14 protein-coding genes are annotated in these 17,123 nt (G+C 55.5%); 9 read left to right on the plus strand and 5 right to left on the minus strand.

What is annotated here, in order from left to right:
* Positions 1 to 24: 24 nt before the first annotated feature.
* Entirely contained in the window at positions 25 to 1,746 is a 1,722-nt protein-coding gene (locus FE783_RS07425) for a hypothetical protein (RefSeq protein ID WP_138878703.1), read from the plus strand.
* 308 nt (positions 1,747 to 2,054) lie between these two features.
* Here the strand turns inward: FE783_RS07425 and FE783_RS07430 are convergent, their stop codons facing one another.
* Positions 2,055 to 3,464 (minus strand): extracellular solute-binding protein, encoded by a 1,410-nt coding sequence (locus FE783_RS07430; RefSeq protein WP_138878704.1) that lies wholly within the window; start codon positions 3,462 to 3,464, stop codon positions 2,055 to 2,057.
* Between the two features lie 117 nt (positions 3,465 to 3,581).
* A complete protein-coding gene (locus FE783_RS07435) occupies positions 3,582 to 5,003 on the minus strand; it encodes an extracellular solute-binding protein (RefSeq protein WP_138878705.1) in 1,422 nt (473 codons plus the stop codon).
* A gap of 289 nt (positions 5,004 to 5,292) precedes the next feature.
* On the opposite strand from FE783_RS07435, the gene FE783_RS07440 reads away from it, so the two are divergent.
* The 6 genes from FE783_RS07440 to FE783_RS07465 all read left to right on the plus strand — a co-directional run bounded on the left by FE783_RS07440 (position 5,293) and on the right by FE783_RS07465 (position 11,675).
* Positions 5,293 to 6,285, plus strand: a complete 993-nt coding sequence (locus tag FE783_RS07440) for a hydroxyacid dehydrogenase (RefSeq protein WP_138878706.1) — start codon at positions 5,293 to 5,295, stop codon at positions 6,283 to 6,285.
* A 183-nt stretch (positions 6,286 to 6,468) separates the two neighbouring features.
* Positions 6,469 to 7,980, plus strand: a complete 1,512-nt coding sequence (locus FE783_RS07445; protein WP_138878707.1) for a spore germination protein — start codon at positions 6,469 to 6,471, stop codon at positions 7,978 to 7,980.
* A gap of 24 nt (positions 7,981 to 8,004) precedes the next feature.
* Complete coding sequence (locus FE783_RS07450; protein ID WP_138878708.1) at positions 8,005 to 9,102, plus strand: GerAB/ArcD/ProY family transporter; 1,098 nt, start codon at positions 8,005 to 8,007, stop codon at positions 9,100 to 9,102.
* Position 9,103: 1 nt separating this feature from the next.
* Positions 9,104 to 10,324: a Ger(x)C family spore germination protein gene (locus FE783_RS07455; RefSeq protein ID WP_138878709.1), complete on the plus strand. Its 1,221-nt coding sequence runs from the start codon at positions 9,104 to 9,106 to the stop codon at positions 10,322 to 10,324.
* Complete coding sequence (locus FE783_RS07460; RefSeq protein ID WP_138878710.1) at positions 10,321 to 10,569, plus strand: hypothetical protein; 249 nt, start codon at positions 10,321 to 10,323, stop codon at positions 10,567 to 10,569. The genes FE783_RS07455 and FE783_RS07460 overlap by 4 nt, the downstream gene beginning before the upstream one ends.
* Positions 10,569 to 11,675 carry a GerAB/ArcD/ProY family transporter gene (locus tag FE783_RS07465; protein WP_138878711.1) on the plus strand — a complete coding sequence of 369 codons (1,107 nt, stop codon included), beginning with the start codon at positions 10,569 to 10,571 and terminating at the stop codon, positions 11,673 to 11,675. The genes FE783_RS07460 and FE783_RS07465 overlap by 1 nt, the downstream gene beginning before the upstream one ends.
* Positions 11,676 to 11,682: 7 nt before the next feature.
* Here the strand turns inward: FE783_RS07465 and FE783_RS07470 are convergent, their stop codons facing one another.
* Both FE783_RS07470 and FE783_RS07475 read right to left on the minus strand, forming a co-directional pair.
* Entirely contained in the window at positions 11,683 to 12,984 is a 1,302-nt protein-coding gene (locus FE783_RS07470; RefSeq protein ID WP_138878712.1) for a UDP-N-acetylmuramoyl-tripeptide--D-alanyl-D-alanine ligase, read from the minus strand.
* Between the two features lie 332 nt (positions 12,985 to 13,316).
* The gene (locus tag FE783_RS07475; protein WP_138878713.1) at positions 13,317 to 13,871 is read right to left on the minus strand and encodes a helix-turn-helix domain-containing protein; all 555 of its coding nucleotides are present in this window, start codon (positions 13,869 to 13,871) and stop codon (positions 13,317 to 13,319) included.
* 150 nt (positions 13,872 to 14,021) lie between these two features.
* Here FE783_RS07475 and tdh point away from each other — a divergent pair, with 150 nt between their 5' ends.
* Both tdh and FE783_RS07485 read left to right on the plus strand, forming a co-directional pair.
* A complete protein-coding gene (gene tdh / locus FE783_RS07480; RefSeq protein ID WP_138878714.1) occupies positions 14,022 to 15,062 on the plus strand; it encodes an L-threonine 3-dehydrogenase in 1,041 nt (346 codons plus the stop codon).
* Between the two features lie 13 nt (positions 15,063 to 15,075).
* Positions 15,076 to 16,260: a glycine C-acetyltransferase gene (locus FE783_RS07485; protein WP_138878715.1), complete on the plus strand. Its 1,185-nt coding sequence runs from the start codon at positions 15,076 to 15,078 to the stop codon at positions 16,258 to 16,260.
* A 65-nt stretch (positions 16,261 to 16,325) separates the two neighbouring features.
* Here the strand turns inward: FE783_RS07485 and FE783_RS07490 are convergent, their stop codons facing one another.
* Complete coding sequence (locus FE783_RS07490; RefSeq protein WP_138878716.1) at positions 16,326 to 17,108, minus strand: VOC family protein; 783 nt, start codon at positions 17,106 to 17,108, stop codon at positions 16,326 to 16,328.
* Between the last annotated feature and the right edge of the window lie 15 nt (positions 17,109 to 17,123).

Here is a 17,123-nt window from a genome sequence, read left to right on the forward strand (position 1 = left end):
TTCAAGTGAATGGCGGTGTTTGGAATGTCCAATGAAACGATGAGCAGAAGGCAGTTATTAACTGTTTTGGGTGCAGCAGGCATTGGAGCGGTCGGTGCTACGATTGCCGCAACCTCGGCGACGGGAATCGTATCGGGGGCGCCGTACCCGGGCAACTCGGCGGTACGGAGCGTATACGGCGGGGGCGGCGAAGAGCCATGCGATACGCAGACTTGCTCGCTTGTCAGCATGTTGGATTTGGTCGGCTTGGAAGGCGTATTGAACGGATCGATGGTTCATCTGCTCGGGTATCGCCCCGGCACCGGCTTGGGAGGCGGCTTGTTTTACTGGGATTCCGGCCGTCCAAGATCGGCGCATAACGGAGGCACGATCATTAGCCCCACGGTCCCGCTTCTGCCGGATTTCTCGAATTTGAGCGGCTACTTGAACGGCACGGGCGAAACCGCTCCGTCCGCAATCGGCTGCTGGGTCCGTCCGCTGCAGTCGGAAATCCCGCTGGAACAGTTCGGGATCGATCCTACAGGACAGACCGATTCCTACGACGTCATTATGAAAGCGGCCGCATACGCCACCTCGCTTAACCATAATCCGCCCGGACAGTCGTACCAGACCAACGTCGGAGCGACGCTCGTATTCCCGCGGGGAAACATCCGTATTGACCGAGAGGTCGTGTTCGCTGGCTGGGGCATTCATCTTCGCGGCCATCGGCTCATGACCCGGATTTGCAACGGCGGCACCTTCACCGGCGAAGCTTATTTCCGCTTTTACAATGCAGCTACTTACTTGTCCGACGTTTCGTGCCAGGATATGGCGTTCGACGGCTGCGGGCTGGCCGTGAAGGGAGTCGTCTTCCAGCGGTGCCGGAACCCGGTAATCGCGAGCGGTTTAAGCGGCCAATATATGGGGGCCGCCCTCGTCAAGACGGTGCAGTGCGACATGTGGCTGATCGACGATATTTTCTTCATCCCGCTCGTGCCCGGCTCTTCGGCCAATGGGATCGAGATTATCGACGGCAACGAAGGCGTCCTGTCGCGCGCGAAGCTGTTCGGCTGGAACAATACGGCAGGCACCGAGAAAACGAACGGCTCGGCCGTCTATATTGAAGACAACGAGGAAGTGAAGCTGTTCGCGGTCGAGATCGCCTTCTTCGGAAGATACGGCTTGGAGGCGAAAGGCACATTCGCGATGAAGTCGTACGATTTGCAGGCGGAAAGCTGCGGCTTGGGAGGGATCATCATCACTTCGAGCGCCACCCGGAGGGCGATCTACTGCACGCTGTCCGGTACGAATCTCGACGGGGTCGGCAATCAGAAGAAGCTGTGGATCGACAATGCGCTCGGCTGCAGAGTGCTGGACCATACGGCAGGGTCGATCGAGCTGACGGCGAACTCGGAGAAATGCGTGGTAGATATTTCCGCAGGCGGACGAGGCGCTGCCGTTACGAATGCAGGCGCCAACAACGTCATCATTTCCGACTTCTTCGGACAGTTGAAAGTAACGGGCGGAGTCCGTATCGCCGGTACGACCGGGAAAGTTACCGCGGAAGGGACGCTGTCGCTGGAGGCGGCCACTTCGATCGTGCCGAAGAAGTTCATGACGTTCCAATCCGGCTGGTCCACGCTGGATGCCGGCGGGCTTAGGCTCGGTACCTACAGGCTCTGGGTCGACAGCTCGGGGCGGCTGCGCATGAAGAACGGCGATCCGACGAGCGATACGGACGGCGACATCGTCGGGGCGCAGAGCTAGAACCGGGAGATCGCTGGACCCAGGATTAAGTCATTACAATTTATAAATAACAGCCTTAAGCAGCTCTTATCAGCCATCGAATCGACCATGCACAAAAAAGTAAGAAATGTTTGGAACTCTTAAATCGGCCCGAGCTATCCGAAAATAGCTCACACACCATAAATAAGGGTCCCATTCATCTCTTATTTTGTAAAAATCGTCCGTTATAGCCGCACTTTTCCGCTCCAAAAAACCGTTCCCTTCCGATCGCCGGCCTACTGCAAAGGCCCGCCACCCGGAAAGAAACGGTTTTTTTTGGCATCCGCTCGCTAAGCGCGTTCCCCTTCCGTCCCCGACCGAATATGATCGCCCAAGGTTTCGCGGATTTGCCGGCACAACGTCTCCTCGTCGATCACACGCGACCAATACTGCTTCAGGATTCTCCATAGCACGACGAACCCGGTGCTCGTCAAGTTCAAATCTTGATGAGACCGCATTGTCGGCAAAATATCGCGGAACAGATCGAATCGGGACGGCCGGTTCAGCCCGTCCTCGACGACGGTTTCCGCGGCCGCCTTCAGCGCCGGGATGCTCAACGTCTCGCGGCGGACCATCAGCTGCCCTTCTTCGGACGACAGGAAGTCGACAAGAACGCGGGCCGCCTCCTTCTTCGGCGAGCTTTTCCGGATGCACGCCCCTATCGAGATCGTCAATGTTCGGGGCTCGTACAAATACGGCAGCGTCGAAATATCGTAGGCGACGCCGGAATGCTTCAGCTCGTTCAAGCTCGTATAGCTCGTCAAGATCATCGACACTTTGCCGGTCGTGAACAGCTGCTCGATATCGTCGTTGCCCTCCGACAATATTTTCGGGAAAATGTCGGGGTCGTGAATGATTCGCTCGTACGTCCGGATGCTGTCGAGCAGCGGCGTTCCGGCAATATCGCACAGACCTTCCCGATTCCGCTCGAACTTCATTCCGCTTTGCAGCAGAAAGACGGGCCAGCGGTTATAAGACATTTCATAGAAGACGAGGCCGTAACCCCCGAGCCGCCCGGTCAGCTTCCGGGCATTGTCGAGGCAGTCGTCCCATGTCCAGCTGCTGTCGGGTTCGGACAGTCCCGCCTCGCGGAAATGGTCCGTATTGTAACAAAGCACGACAGGCGAAAACTGGACCGGTCTCGCATACAGCAAGCCGTCCACCGTAAACGAATCGTTCAGAAACCGGTAAGCCCCCGGATCGCCCGCAAGCGGCTCCAACGTATGCAGCAGCCCGCTCTCCTCCATGTTCTGGAAAAATTGACGGTTAATAAGGAACGCATCGACAAGCCCGTTGTCCACGTATTCCTTGATAAAATTGCGGGAATTTCCCGGGATCGTAATCGTTTGGACCTGTATGGAAGGATATTTGCGGTGAAACCGGTCCAGCAGCTTGGATATCGCCATATCCCGTTCCATGCTGCTGTTGATCCCGAGCGTAACCGTCACGGCCTCTTGCTTGGGCGTTTCGGTCACCTGGTTGCCGACCCGGGGAATTTTCCGGATCAGCCCTTCCTCCACGAGAATTTCCAGTCCTTGACGCACCGATTTGTTGCTCATCTCGAACTGCCCCGCCAAATCCGACTCCGACGGCAGGAATTCGCCCGGCGCCAGTTTGCCGCCGACGATGTCTTGCCTCAATTGCTGAATCATTCGTTCCAACCGGACGCGAAACAATCGCTGACTCGTCTTTCCGCTCATCGTGCTACATCCTTCGCCGATTCAAGATAATATTAAGTATAACCCGCCCTTCGCGGCAAAAACAACTTGCCGGCCCCGCTCCTTCCGCTCGGCGCAGAGCTTTCGCCGCATGCAGCGCTACAAGGCTCCGCCGGATTCCGGCCCGTCCTTTCCGCATGCGATGTCCATCAGCTGCTCGGGCAGCGACGGATCTTCGATCAGATCGGAACCGTACAGCTTCATCAGCTCGCGCAGCCTGTAGAACGCCACCGGAGACAGCCCCAAATCCCTGTACCTGCGATACCCCGGGACGATATTGCGGTACAAATGAAACCGCGCGGGCCGGTTGAGGGCGTCATCGGCGGACAACGGGGAATCGGCGGCCTTTTTCATGGCCGGAAGAGTAATCGTCCTCTCCCGGATCAGACGCTGTGCGCGCTCAGATGCCAAAAAGTCGACCAGCCGGTTCGCCGCTTCCTTGTTGCCGGAAAGCTTGTTCACCGATATGCCGATGGTCGTCAGCAGCGTCCTAGCTTCCCCCCGGTAAGGAACCGCGGATATATCGTAATCAAGCCCGTCCGCAGCGGCGAAGTCGTTCAGCGAATTGTACGTGGTCATGATCATCGACGCGCTGCCCCTGCGGAACAAAGCCGCGACATCCCGGCTCGACTCGGCCAAATAATCGGGGAAATAATCCCGGTTGCGGATGATCGACTTGTACAGCCGGATGTTCTCTATGAGCTGCCCGCCGTCCAATCGCCAACCGCCGCCCGAATCGGCTTCGAACTTCTCGTTGCTTTGCAGCAGGAACACCGGCCACCGGTTATTCGACAGCGGGTAGAAGCATAAGCCGTATCGTTTCCCGGGCATGGACAGCTTGGCGGCATACTTGACCGCATCGTCCCACGTCCAGCTTCCGTCCGGCTCCGGCACCCCCGATTCGCGGAAATGGCTCTTGTTGTAGGCAAGAACGACAGGTGAAAAGACGAGCGGCTGCACATACAACGTCCCGCCGAATGAAAACGAATCGTTCAGGAACGGATACGTGCCCTCCCGGCGGGTTTGCGGTTCGAGCGGGAGCTCGCCGCCCTTATCGGTCAATTGCCAGAACAGCTCGTCGTTGATCATCAACGCGTCCACCAGCCCGGCGTGCAAATGCGCCTCAATCGCCCCGGCGTAATGCTCCGAGTGGAATTTGACCGTTTCGATCCGGATATCGGGATGCATCGCTTTGAACTCGTCCAGCAGAAGCGATAGCTTCATGTCCCGTTCGAGCGAATGCATCGACCCGAGCCTGAGCGTAACGGCTTCCCGTTTCGCCGCTCCGGCGGTCACCCGGCTGCCGACACGCGGTATTTTCTCGATCAGCCCTTCCGCGATGAGCTGGTCCAGCCCTTTGCGGACCGTTTTGTTGCTTAACCGGAACTGCTTCACCAATGCAAGCTCGGACGGCAAAAATTCCCCCGGAGCGTATTTGCCCCGAATCATAATGTCGTCTCTCAGATGCTTGGTCATATCGTCCAGCCGGAACGGCTTGTCGTTCGATCGGGTCGTATTCATATGGATATCCAGCCTTCATTTCCATTATTGTGTTCTCTTAGTTGATCATACCGAATTCGCGAATGATTGTACAGCAAGTTGCTGTATTTTTTGTCCCATCACTCTCTGAAAAATAGAGGATTGACAGAATCCCGGCAAAATTTTATGATTTGTACATCTGTTGTGAATCAGAACTACATCATTTTGAGGTTATCCAATCCCGACTCCTGTCACTATTTGCAGCCGCTCGGGACCCCTGCATTACATCAGCATACAGCAGAAAACCAAAAGAGGGACGAGGTCGACAACAATGACACTGAGAATCGCCGTATTGCCGCCTGCAGGCTCGAGACAAAAGGTGCTTGCGGAAAAGCATCTGGAGCAGTTAAAGCAGTGGGGAAAAGTCGTATGTAACGTTGCGGGCTCGAACGACCCGGAAGCGATCCGCAAAACGATCGAAGGCGCCGATATCGCCATCTCTTCCTGGGGGACGCCGAGTCTCGACGGCAGCATTCTGGACGCCGCCCCCCGGTTGAAGGCGGTCATTCATGCGGCCGGCACCGTGAAGCCGATCGTGACGCCGGAGCTGTGGAGCAGAGGAATTCGCGTATCGAGCGCGAACGGACCTCTCGGCAAAGGCGTGGCGGAAACCGCGCTCGGACTGACGATCGCAAGCTTGAAAAACATGTGGAAAATGTCCCGGGATACGCGGCAAGGCGGCTGGGGCGCGGAGAAGCCGCGGGTTCGCGAGCTGTTCGACGTGACGGTAGGCGTCATCGGAGCCGGTAAAGCGGGTAAACATTACATCAAGCTGCTGCAAAACTTCGACGTGACGGTATTGCTGGCGGATCCGTTCGTAACCGCGGAGCAGGCCGAGGCGATCGGCGCAACGAAGGTGGAGCTGGAGCAGCTGCTGAACCGCTCCGATGTCGTCTCGATCCACGCGCCTTCGCTGCCGTCCACCTACAAATTGATCAACAGCGAGCGTCTGGCCCAAATGAAGGACAACGCGATCCTGATCAATACGGCGCGCGGCTCCATCATCGACGAACCGGCCCTGATCGAGGAGCTCCAGAAGGAGCGCATCTTCGCCTGCATCGACGTAACCGATCCCGAGCCTCCGACAGCGGATCATCCGTTCCGCAGCCTGAACAATTGCGTGCTGACCTCCCATATCGCAGGCTCCGTAACGAACGGCCTGTACCGGATCGGCAAATACGCCGTCCAAGAGATCGAGCTGCTGCTGAACGACAAGCGGATGGACGGAGAAGTGGAAGAGAAAGACATGGCTTTCCTGGCCTAGCCTTCGAAATGAACAGCAAGACAAGCAAAGCCTTGCATCCATTGAGCGATGCGAGGCTTTTTATTGTTTTCTGTGATTACCGGGGCATCCATTACCTGACCATGCATATATTGGTGGACTATGGTAACGATATAAGTACTTCTATCCTATGTACTTTTTTTTCAGAGAGGAAACTGGCTCGGCATGCGGGAAGATCAATCATTCTCTTCGGATTTGCAGTCCAATATCGAGACGATTCACGCTCGGCTCGGCACAAGCCCCGATATTGTAATCCGCATTATGAATAATCGGGACGATAAAACGGCCGGTATTCCATATGCCCTCGTTTATATCGACGGATTGGTCGACATGGTAACCGTAAACGTGATGATCCGGGAGCTGGCCGGTATTCCCTCTCTTGAAACCCTCCATTCCGAGAGCTTCTACGGGCATCTCAAAGATCGAACGCTTCCTGTAGGCGGACTAAGAGAAGTCGATACGCCGGATGAAGCGTTCCTATGCATCTTCAACGGCGGCACCCTACTGCTGATGGATGGCAGCGGCAGCGCCTTGATCGCGGATACGGCCGGCGGGAACGGGCGGGCCGTAGAGGAGCCCAGCTCCCAAACCGTTGTTCGCGGGCCGAAAGAAGGCTTCACCGAGCATTTCCGGACGAACACCGCCTTGCTCCGGCGCAAAATCAAATCGCCCGATCTTCGGATCGAGGTCAAAGTAATCGGAACGAACACGAAGACGAACGTCGGTATCGTCTATTTGAAAGGAGTCGCAAACGATCAAGTCGTCGAGGAAGTGGGCAGACGGCTCGATTCGATCGAGACGGACAGCATTTTGGAGAGCGGCTATATCGAGGAATATATTCAGGACGCCACCTTCACGCCGTTTCCCACGATTCAAAATACGGAACGTCCGGACGCGGCCGCAGCCGGCATATTGGAAGGGCAAATATGCATCATCGTCGACGGAACGCCGTTTGTGCTGCTCGCTCCGGTAACGTTTTTTAAATTTTTTCAATCGAGCGAGGATTATTACCAGCGGTATGACATCGCCACCTTTTTGCGGCTCATTCGCTACAGTTCGTTCCTGCTGTCCATGCTGCTTCCTTCTCTGTATATTGCGATTACGACTTTTCACCAGGAGATGCTCCCGACTACGCTGCTGATCGGCCTGGCCGCCCAACGGGAAGGCGTTCCGTTCCCCGCCTTGCTCGAAGCGATGCTGATGGAGGTTACGTTCGAGGTGCTTCGCGAAGCGGGCGTTCGGATGCCGCGGGTTATCGGACCGGCCATATCGATCGTAGGCGCCCTCGTTCTCGGACAAGCCGCGGTTCAGGCCGGATTAGTATCGGGAGCGATGGTCATCGTGGTCTCTTTTACGGCGATTGCAAATTTTGTCATTCCGGCTATCAATATGGCCATTACGGCACGTCTGATCCGCTTCACGCTGATGATTCTCGGGGCGACGCTCGGACTGTTCGGCATCATGTCGGGATTGATGGTGATGCTCATTCATATGGCAAGCTTGCGTTCCTTTGGAATTCCGTATTTGATGCCGGTCGCTCCGCTTATCAAAGAAAATCTGAAAGACATATTCGTCCGCGTACCTTGGTGGGCGATGATCACGCGGCCGCAACTAATCTCCGCAGGCAATCGCATCAGACAAAAGAAAGGCCGGAAGCCGTCACCGCCGAAAAAATGAATCGACAAAAAGGGAGGGACGCTCATGAATCAAAAAATATCTTCGCTGCAAGCCATATTCTTGATCATGAGCACGATCGTCCCTACCGCCATTTTGATCGTGCCGAACTATGCCGTCCGTTTCTCCGATCAAGATTCGTGGATCTCCATCGTGATTGCAATCGCAGTCGGTATAGCTTTATCCTTCATGCTCGGAGCCATTTGCCGGCACAATCCTGGAATGTCCTTCCTCGGCTGGCTGCGGAACCGATTGGGGCCGAAAACCGGAACTTGTATCGGTATTTTGCTGACCTACTACTATTTAACGACGACGATCATTATACTCCGCGAGTTTGTCAACTTTTTGACGGATAATGTTCTTACGAAAACACCCGCGCCGGTGTTGATGGTTATTACCGTAGGGGTAGTCCTGTTTGCCGTCAACCATGGCATCGAAGTCATAGCGCGAATCAATCTGATCGTCGTCTTCGCCTCGCTGTTCGTCTTTCTCGTCACTGCCATTTTGCTGGCTAAGGATGTTCACCCGGGATTTATACTGCCAATCGGAGATCATCCGCTATCCAGGATCGTACAAGGCGGCTTGCTTCCGACAGGCTGGCTTTCCGAAGCGGCTGTCCTCTTGCTTGTCGCCCCTTTCCTTAACGATCCGGGAGCGGCGAGAAAAGTCGGAATAACGGGCGTGGTCTTCGCCGGAGTCGAGCTTGCCGTGTTTGTCATCGCGGCGTTCACTATACTCGGGCCGAAGATCGTCTCCCACTTGACCTTCCCGACCTTCAATATGATCGGGATTATCCAGATCGGCCGTTTCTTGGAACGGGTCGATATCTTGTTTATTTCCATCTGGATTTGCATGGTGTATATCAAATTATCGATATTCATGTTCGGAGCGTTCCATTGCTTCGTCGAGTCGTTCCGGATCCGCAGCGTGAAGCCGTTTCTGTTCGCTCTAGGTCTATTGGCCGCATTAAGCTCCCTTTATACGTGGCCCAAAGAGACGCATCTTAATTATTTCAGTACATACGCCGTCGCTCCCTTTCTGCTGTCGTTCAACGTCATCCTCCCTCTGATCATTTGGCTTTGTCTATGCATTACAAAACCGAAACCGGCGGGGGCGAAGAATTGACATGCGGAACATCGCGGCATGCGTCGCCGCCATCCTCATATGCGGCATGTTGTCCGGCTGCTGGAACCGGATCGAATTAAACGAGCTCTCGATAACTTCCGCAACCGCCTTCGATGTGGAGGGCGATGAATGGGTCGTCACGTATCAGATCGTTACCCCTTCGGCCATCGCGTCCGGCATGGGCATTACGGGCGGAGGAACGTCCCAATCGCCTGTATCGGTGTTTTCCACGCGGGGACGTACGATCCGGGAAGCCGTGAATCAGGGTGCCCTGGAAAACCCGCGCTGGCTTTTTTTCTCCCATACGAACATATTGGTAGTGAGCGAGAAGGTGGCGCGCAAAGGACTCGGCCAAATACTCGATTTGTTTTACCGCAATCCCGACAACCGTGAAACGGTTAACGTGCTCATTACGGCGGGAAACCCGAGAACGATTCTCGAGCAATTGATGCATACCGAGAAAATTCCCGGTCTGGGGATTCGTAATGTCATTTTCAATGAATCCCGTAACGCTTCCATGCTGCCGAGCGTCATGATGTACGAGCTGGCCATGGCATTGACCGGCGATGCGAGAAGCGCCGTGATCCCGGAAATCGTAGTTGCCGGCGGAAAGCCGGAATCGTCGCTGGACGAGCTGAAAAAAACGTATCATTCCTCCAAAGTAAGAATCGGCAGACTCGCGGTACTGCACGACGAGAAGTTCGTTGGATGGTTGACGAAGGAGGAAAGCTTGGGGGTATCGTTTATCGCGAATAAGGTCAATGCCACCGCGATAGCTTTCTCGTGCAAGCATCCGGATGGAAACGTTTATAATTCTACCTTCCGGCTGGAATCCTCCTCCACCAAGCTGAAGCCATCGTACAGCAACGGCCGTTTCGCGATGAGCGTGGAGATCAAGGGATCGGGAAATCTCGTGGAAACCGGCTGCGCCATGGACTTGTCCGACCCGAAAGTGGTCAAGGGGCTGGAGAAACAGCTGGAGGCGGAAGTGACGCAAACGGTAGAAAAGTCGTGGCAAGCTGTAAAACGATTGAAAACCGATGTGGTCGGCTTCGCGGATGCGGTTCATCGCAAGTACCCGAAAGCATGGAAGCAAGTAAAACCGGATTGGGAATCCTCCTTCGTCGACATCCAAATCGAGCCTCATGTGACAATCTCGATGAATCGCATCGGACTCAGCAACAAATCGTTTAAGACTCCGGAGAAGGAGGAAGGAGGATGATAATCGGACTGCTTGCCGTTGTCGCCCTGTATACCGCATTTCTCTGGATCGGCATCCGATCGATCGTACGGAAAGGGCGCAGAACGGATCTTTTCTTGTACGCCTGCTTGACGGGATGGTGCGCTTACTTAAGCCTGGGGAAGCTTTACGACTGGACCGGGCCCGGAATCGTTTCTCCCGTGAGCGCGTTATTTATTCCTGTGGGCAAATGGATTGAACAACTATTTGGAGGTCCGCCTAACTGATGACGGAAAGCGGGGAACGAATATCGAATAACCAGTTTGCTTTCATGATCGTACTGTTCGAGATCGGCAGCACGCCGTTGTTTCTGATCGGAGGCGAAGCGAAGCGGGACGCGTGGCTAGCCATGTCGTTCGCGGCCGTCTTCGGCCTTCTGCTCGTATGGTTGTTTATATCCATCCAGCAAAAAGAGCCCGGCAGCAATCTGATCGGAATGTTGCAAATAGGCTTCGGACGCGCGTTCGGCTCGCTCCTCGGATCGGCATACGTCCTGTACTTTCTGTATGAATCGATGCGAAATGTCAGAGACTTCGGCGAATTGATAACGTCGACTCTCCTTTCCCGCACCCCCATGGCCATCATTATGGCGATCGTAGTCCTTATCGCTTCTTATGGCGTGTACAAAGGCGTGGAAGTTGTTTTCCGCATTTCCGAAGTACTTCTGCCCATAGTCGTCGTCTGCTACTGCTTCCTTGTCCTTCTGCTGATCGTATCGAAACTCATTCATTTCCGTTTGCTGGCGCCCGTTCTGGAGGACGGCTTCAGCCCCGTGCTCAAAGCCGCCTTCCCCGACATTGTCTCGTTTCCGTTCGGGCAGATGGTCATCTTCCTGATGTTCTGGAATTTACGAAGCGACAGCCGCGTTCCGGTCAAGGCGTCCTTCGCAGCCTATTGTACCGTCGCTTTATTTCTTGTCTCGATGAATGCCATTAACATTGCCATCCTGGGCCCGAATCTGGCCGGCATGAGCGCTCTTCCCTTTTTGCAGTCCGTGCAGCTCATCTCGATCGCACGCATTTTCGAACGTCTGGACGTATTCGTAACGTTGTTGATTTATATCGGACTATTCATGAAAATGATTGCGTTCTACGTATGCGCGGTGCTCGGGTTCTCCCAACTGACCGGAACGGCTTATTCAAGATGGGTGCTGCCTGTCGGCTTGGTCCTGTTCGGCGCTTCGTTTCTGGAGCCTAACTATTCGTACCACATCTCGCTCGGGTTTACGTACAGCCTTAAAGCTTTTACCGTATTCCAGATCGCCATACCGGCAGTCTTGTTTCTTGCCTTGATAGGGAGAAAACGCAAGACGTCGCGAATCCACGACCGTTAAGGGAAGCTTACGACAAGGCAAACACGATTTGTTCCATTTCGAGCCCTCTCGAGCCTTTCACCAATACGGCGTCGGCAGCCGTAATGGCGGAGCGGAGCGTGCGGATCGCATCCTCCTGCCGCCGGAACGATAGGACACGGCCTTCCGGAAACCGCTTCGCCGCTTCCGATGCGATTTCTTCGGCGAGCTCGCCGACCGTATATACGTATTGAATCGTATCCGGATCGAGCATTCGGCCGATTTCCCGATGGTAGCGCCGTTCGTCCTCCCCCAGCTCGCGCATGTCGCCCACAACCAGAAATTTATTGGAAAATCCTTGAAGCTCCCCGAACGTTTCGATCGCCGCCTTTACGGATACGGGACTGGCGTTCCACGCATCGTTAATGACCGTGTAGCCGGCCGCCGCCCGGGTCACTTCCATTCTCATTCCGGTTACGGTCAGCCGCTCCAATCCACGCTTCACCCGATCCGTAGATACGCCTGTCAGCTCCGCTGCGGCAATCGAAGCTAGAGCATTGGTCACGTTATGCTTGCCGAGCATCGGGATGCGATAAGGTTCGGAATGCAGTTGAAAGGACACCCCGTTCTCATCGGACTCGACTGCAAACGCACGGTATCGGGAGTGCTCCGACATTCCGAAGCTGACCGTTCGAACCAGCGGCTGAAGGGCCGCCAGCTGCTGTGCGAGCAAAGGCTCATCGCCGTTATAGACAAGAACGGCGTCGTCCTTCATGCCCCGGACAATTTCCATTTTGGCCGCGGCAATCTGTTCCCGCGAGCCGAGCGAAGACAGATGGGACACTCCGATCATCGTAATGACGGCAATGTCGGGCCGGACCATCCGCGACAGCCGTTCGATCTGCCCCCGCTCGCTCATCCCCATCTCGATAACGGCGTATTCGACGTCGGGAGCCATATCCAACAGCGTCAACGGTACGCCGATCTGACTGTTCAAATTGCCTTTCGTTTTATGAACTTTATACGTTGTTCCGACGATCGATTCGATCATGTCTTTGGTCGTCGTTTTCCCGTTGCTGCCCGTTATCCCGATCACTTTGACCGGTAAACGGCTGCGGTAATCGCCGGCCAACGTTTGAAGCGCGGTCAGACAATCGTCGACGACGATGACGGGAAATCGTTCGGGAGGATCGGGGTGGTCGGACTGCCACAGAACAGCAGCCGCCCCGTTGCGGATCGCTTCGCCGACGTAATCGTGGCCGTCTTTTTCCCGCACCAGCGGAATGAATAAGCTGCCGGTTCGTATCGTCCGCGAATCGATCGACACTCCCCGGATGATCGTTTCCTCCATTCGCTCGGAAACCGGCCGCCCCTGAACGATCCGTATCAGTTCCTTTACGTTCAGACTAATCGTATGAACCGCCCCTTTACCGTTGCTATTTATATTTATCCTATTCGGAAAGAGCCGAAAAACGCTACGGAGAATGTCGATTAACACTGGAGGAAAGGAGTGGAAAGTGAAAAGGATACCTTCTGGCGAGTTTTGGATTTAAATTCCAACCGCTAAATCTTTGATGATCAAGGAGTTTAAAACAAGCTGTCTGAGTAAAGGAAGGTATCTTTTCACTTGGAACGGCGCGCTTTCGCTTCACTTACAGTTAATCGACAGTCTCCTGCCGCCCGTTAGAACGGATAACGGATAATAATTTGCAGCCATACGGGCGTGTCGGAACGATTGACGTAAATATGCCCTTGATCCGCATTGAAACGAATAGCGTCGCCCTGCTCCGCCGTATATGTTTCGTCGCCGATATGCAGCTCCAGACATCCTTGCGTCACCACGACAAATTCCTCTACGCCCTCCTGATGCGGCTCGGATTGATGGTTGCAGCCGGGCTCCACCTTTACCGTATATACTTCGAAATGGGTCTTCGAATCGAACGGGAACAGCGGATACGCCTGATACCGCCCTTCATTCTCGGTAATCGGCTCCATATCGGCGAACCGGACGATCGTCACCTCCGGCGTCTCCTCGGCGATCAGCGTCGTTACGGAAATGCGCAAGCCGTTCGCGATTTTCCATAAGAGCGAGATCGTCGGATTCGAATCGCCGCGCTCCACCTGAGCGAGCATCGCCTTGCTGACTCCGGTCAGCTCCGCCAGCTTATCGAGGCTGAGATCCCGGGATTTGCGGATCGTTTTTAAGTTTTTCCCTACTTTTATCGGTATGTGTTCCATCGAATGCCGTTCTCCTTCCGTCACAAAATCGTATACTATATTGTACAAAAAAATTAATATATTGAAAAGACCATTGATCCTTCATCTTCCAAGTTGTATAATATAACATACAGTAGTGCGTTAAGTTGAACATAATTGGGGGATACAGCCATGAGCGCAACGATGATGGCATTGGTGAAGGAGAACCGCTCTTCGGGACTCAGTCTGAAGCAGCTGCCTATACCGCAAGCAGGACCGAACGACGTATTGATCAAGGTCCGTTCCAGCTCCATCTGCGGGACCGATCTGCATATTTACAAATGGGACGAATGGGCGGAAAGCGCCGTCGTGACGCCGAACGTGATCGGCCATGAGTTCGCGGGTATCGTGGAGGCGGTCGGCTCCGATGTGACGAGCGTGCGGCCCGGAGACTACGTTTCCGCCGAAGGCCATGTCGTATGCGGAGTTTGCCGGGCATGCCGAAGCGGCAATGCGCACGTTTGCCCGAATACGCGCAGCTTCGGCATTACGATTCCGGGCTGCTTCGCGGAATATGCAGTCGTTCCGGCGACCAATATCGTCCGCAACGATCCCCGCATTCCGTCGGAGCTGGCGTGCCTTCAGGACCCGCTCGGCAACGCGGTGCAATCCGTCATGGCAGGAGACATAACCGGCAAAAGCGTGGCCGTCATCGGGGCCGGTCCGATCGGCTTGATGGCTTGCGCGGTCGCGAAGGCATGCGGGGCGTCCTCCGTAATCGCGGCAGACATTAACGACTTCCGCCTGCGTATGGCCAAGACGATGGGTGCCGATGCCCTTATCAACAGCGCGACGGAGAAGCTGTCCGAACGGTTGAAAGCTCTGACCGGCGGCGAAGGCGTGGAAGTGCTGCTCGAGATGTCCGGACATCCCGACGCGATCCGCGAAGGCTTGGAAGGAACGGCCAATGCCGGCCGAGTAGCTCTCCTCGGCATTCCGACACGCGGCGTAGAGCTCGATTTGTCCCGCAGCATCATCTTCAAAGGGCTGCGCGTCGACGGCATTACCGGCCGGCGCATGTATACGACCTGGTTCCAGGTCAAAGGTCTGCTGGAGAGCGGACGGATCGACCTGTCGCCCCTGGTGACGCACCGGTTCAGACTCGACCAATACGAAGAAGCGTTCGAGCTTGTCCGCAGCGGCAATTGCGGCAAAGTCGTATTCACGCACTAAGGGAGGAACCGCCATGACTACGAATACATTCGGCTACTTGAATACGGAACTGGAGCGGCTGCGCAAGGAAGGCATGTATCGCCTACCGGCCGTCTGGTCCGGAGCATCCTGCCCATGGATGGAAACCGAAGGACGGAGGCTGCTGCAGCTGTCCTCCAACAACTATCTGGGCTTTACCGGACATCCGGACATCCGCGCCGCCGCGATCGAAGCGATCCGGCAATACGGGGCGGGAAGCGGCTCCGTACGGACAATTACCGGCACGCTGGACATCCATGACGAGCTCGAGCGGGAATTGGCCGATTTCAAAGGAACGGAAGCGGTACTCGTCTTTCAGTCCGGCTTCACGACGAATCAAGGAGCTTTGTCGTCGCTGCTCGGACCGGATGAGCTCGTCATCAGCGACGAGCTGAACCACGCCAGCATCATTGACGGCATTCGGCTCACGAAAGCGGAACGCGCCATTTTCGCCCATAAAGACATGGACCAGCTGGAGCAGCGGTTGAAGGAGAACGGCAGCCGCAAACGCGCGTTCATCGTAACGGACGGCGTGTTCAGCATGGACGGCGATATCGCGCCGCTGCCCGCTATCGTAGAGCTCGCGGAGAAATATGGCGCATACGTCTATGTGGACGACGCGCACGCAAGCGGCGTACTCGGCAAGAACGGCAAAGGATCGACCGACCATTTCAACCTTCACGGACGCGTCCATGTGCAGGTCGGCACCTTGTCCAAAGCTGTCGGCGTCGTTGGCGGATACGTGGCGGGGGCCGATGTGCTGAAACGGTATTTGATCCATAAAGCTCGGCCGTTTCTGTTCAGCACTTCGCAGCCTCCCGCTGTCGCCGCCGCTTGTTTGGCCGCGATCCGTCTGCTCCGGCAAAGCCAGCCGCTGATCGACAGTCTGTGGGACAACGCCGATTTCTTCCGTTCGCGGCTTCAGGAAGAAGGCTTCGATACGGGGGGAAGCGAGACGCCGATCGTCCCGGTGCTGATCGGTCAGCCGGACAAAACCGCGGAGTTTTCGCGCCAGCTTATGCAGGAAGGCGTGTACGCGCAAGGCATCGTCTATCCTACGGTAGCGATGGATAAAGGTAGAGTGCGGTGCATCGTAACCGCCGCCCATACGAAGGACGACCTTGCCTTTGCCGTGGATAAAATCGTCGCCGTCGGCAAGCGGACGGGCGTGTTGAAATAAATAGGATGCAGCAACAAACAAGCCCGACCGGCAGTTACGCCGGTTCGGGTTTGTTCGCTTGCTTCTTATCGCTGCTCGGTCACCCGGATCGTATTCCCGTCCGGATCGCGGAAATGGAACGACGAGCCGCTCTCGCTCTCGTCGCCCATCGGTTCGACTATGAGCCCTCCATTAACCGCAACCCACTTCCGGGCCGCCGCGATATCACCGGTAGTCAGCTCGAACAGCGGGTGGCTGATAATGTCGGCATTCAGCTTGTCGAATCGAACCGGCCCTATTGCGTTGCGGCGATGATCCAGCACTTGCAGCTTGGCGCCGTCGGCCGGCCGCAGCTCGCAGCCATTCTCGTTGCGGGTGATACGTTCCAGCGAAAGGCCGAGCATGTTGACATACCAAGCAATCGTGGCGTCTACATCGCCCGAATGCGCAAACACACGGCTTATTTCCGGTCGGATCGGGCATTCTCCGGACAAGCTTTCCGCCGTCTTGTCCAGCTTGTTGTCCCCTTGGCAAATCATGATCCCGTTGCCTTTCCCCGCATCGAACACGTTGAAAAACGCCACTCCCGGAAATCGCTGCAAATCGTAAAAAATATCGTAGTTCTCTTCCTTCGCAAAACGGTAAGCCTCGTCGATGTTCCCGGTATCGTACATGACCAGATGCGGAAAGCCATATTGATTCGGATCAAGTAGGATGCCCGTTCCGGCTACCGGCAGCCCGTAAATCGCATCCCAGCCTTTATCGCGAATGGGCAGATCAAGCAGCCCGCTCCACCAGGCGGCGGAGCTCTTCAGTTCTTTTACAGGCAAAAATACGGCGGCAATGTGCGTAATCGGTCTGTTGTTCATGATCAGCTTCAGCCC

Origin of the sequence: Paenibacillus mesophilus (assembly GCF_005938385.1) — a bacterium.
GTDB classification, from domain to species: Bacteria; Bacillota; Bacilli; order Paenibacillales; family NBRC-103111; genus Paenibacillus_AB; species Paenibacillus_AB mesophilus.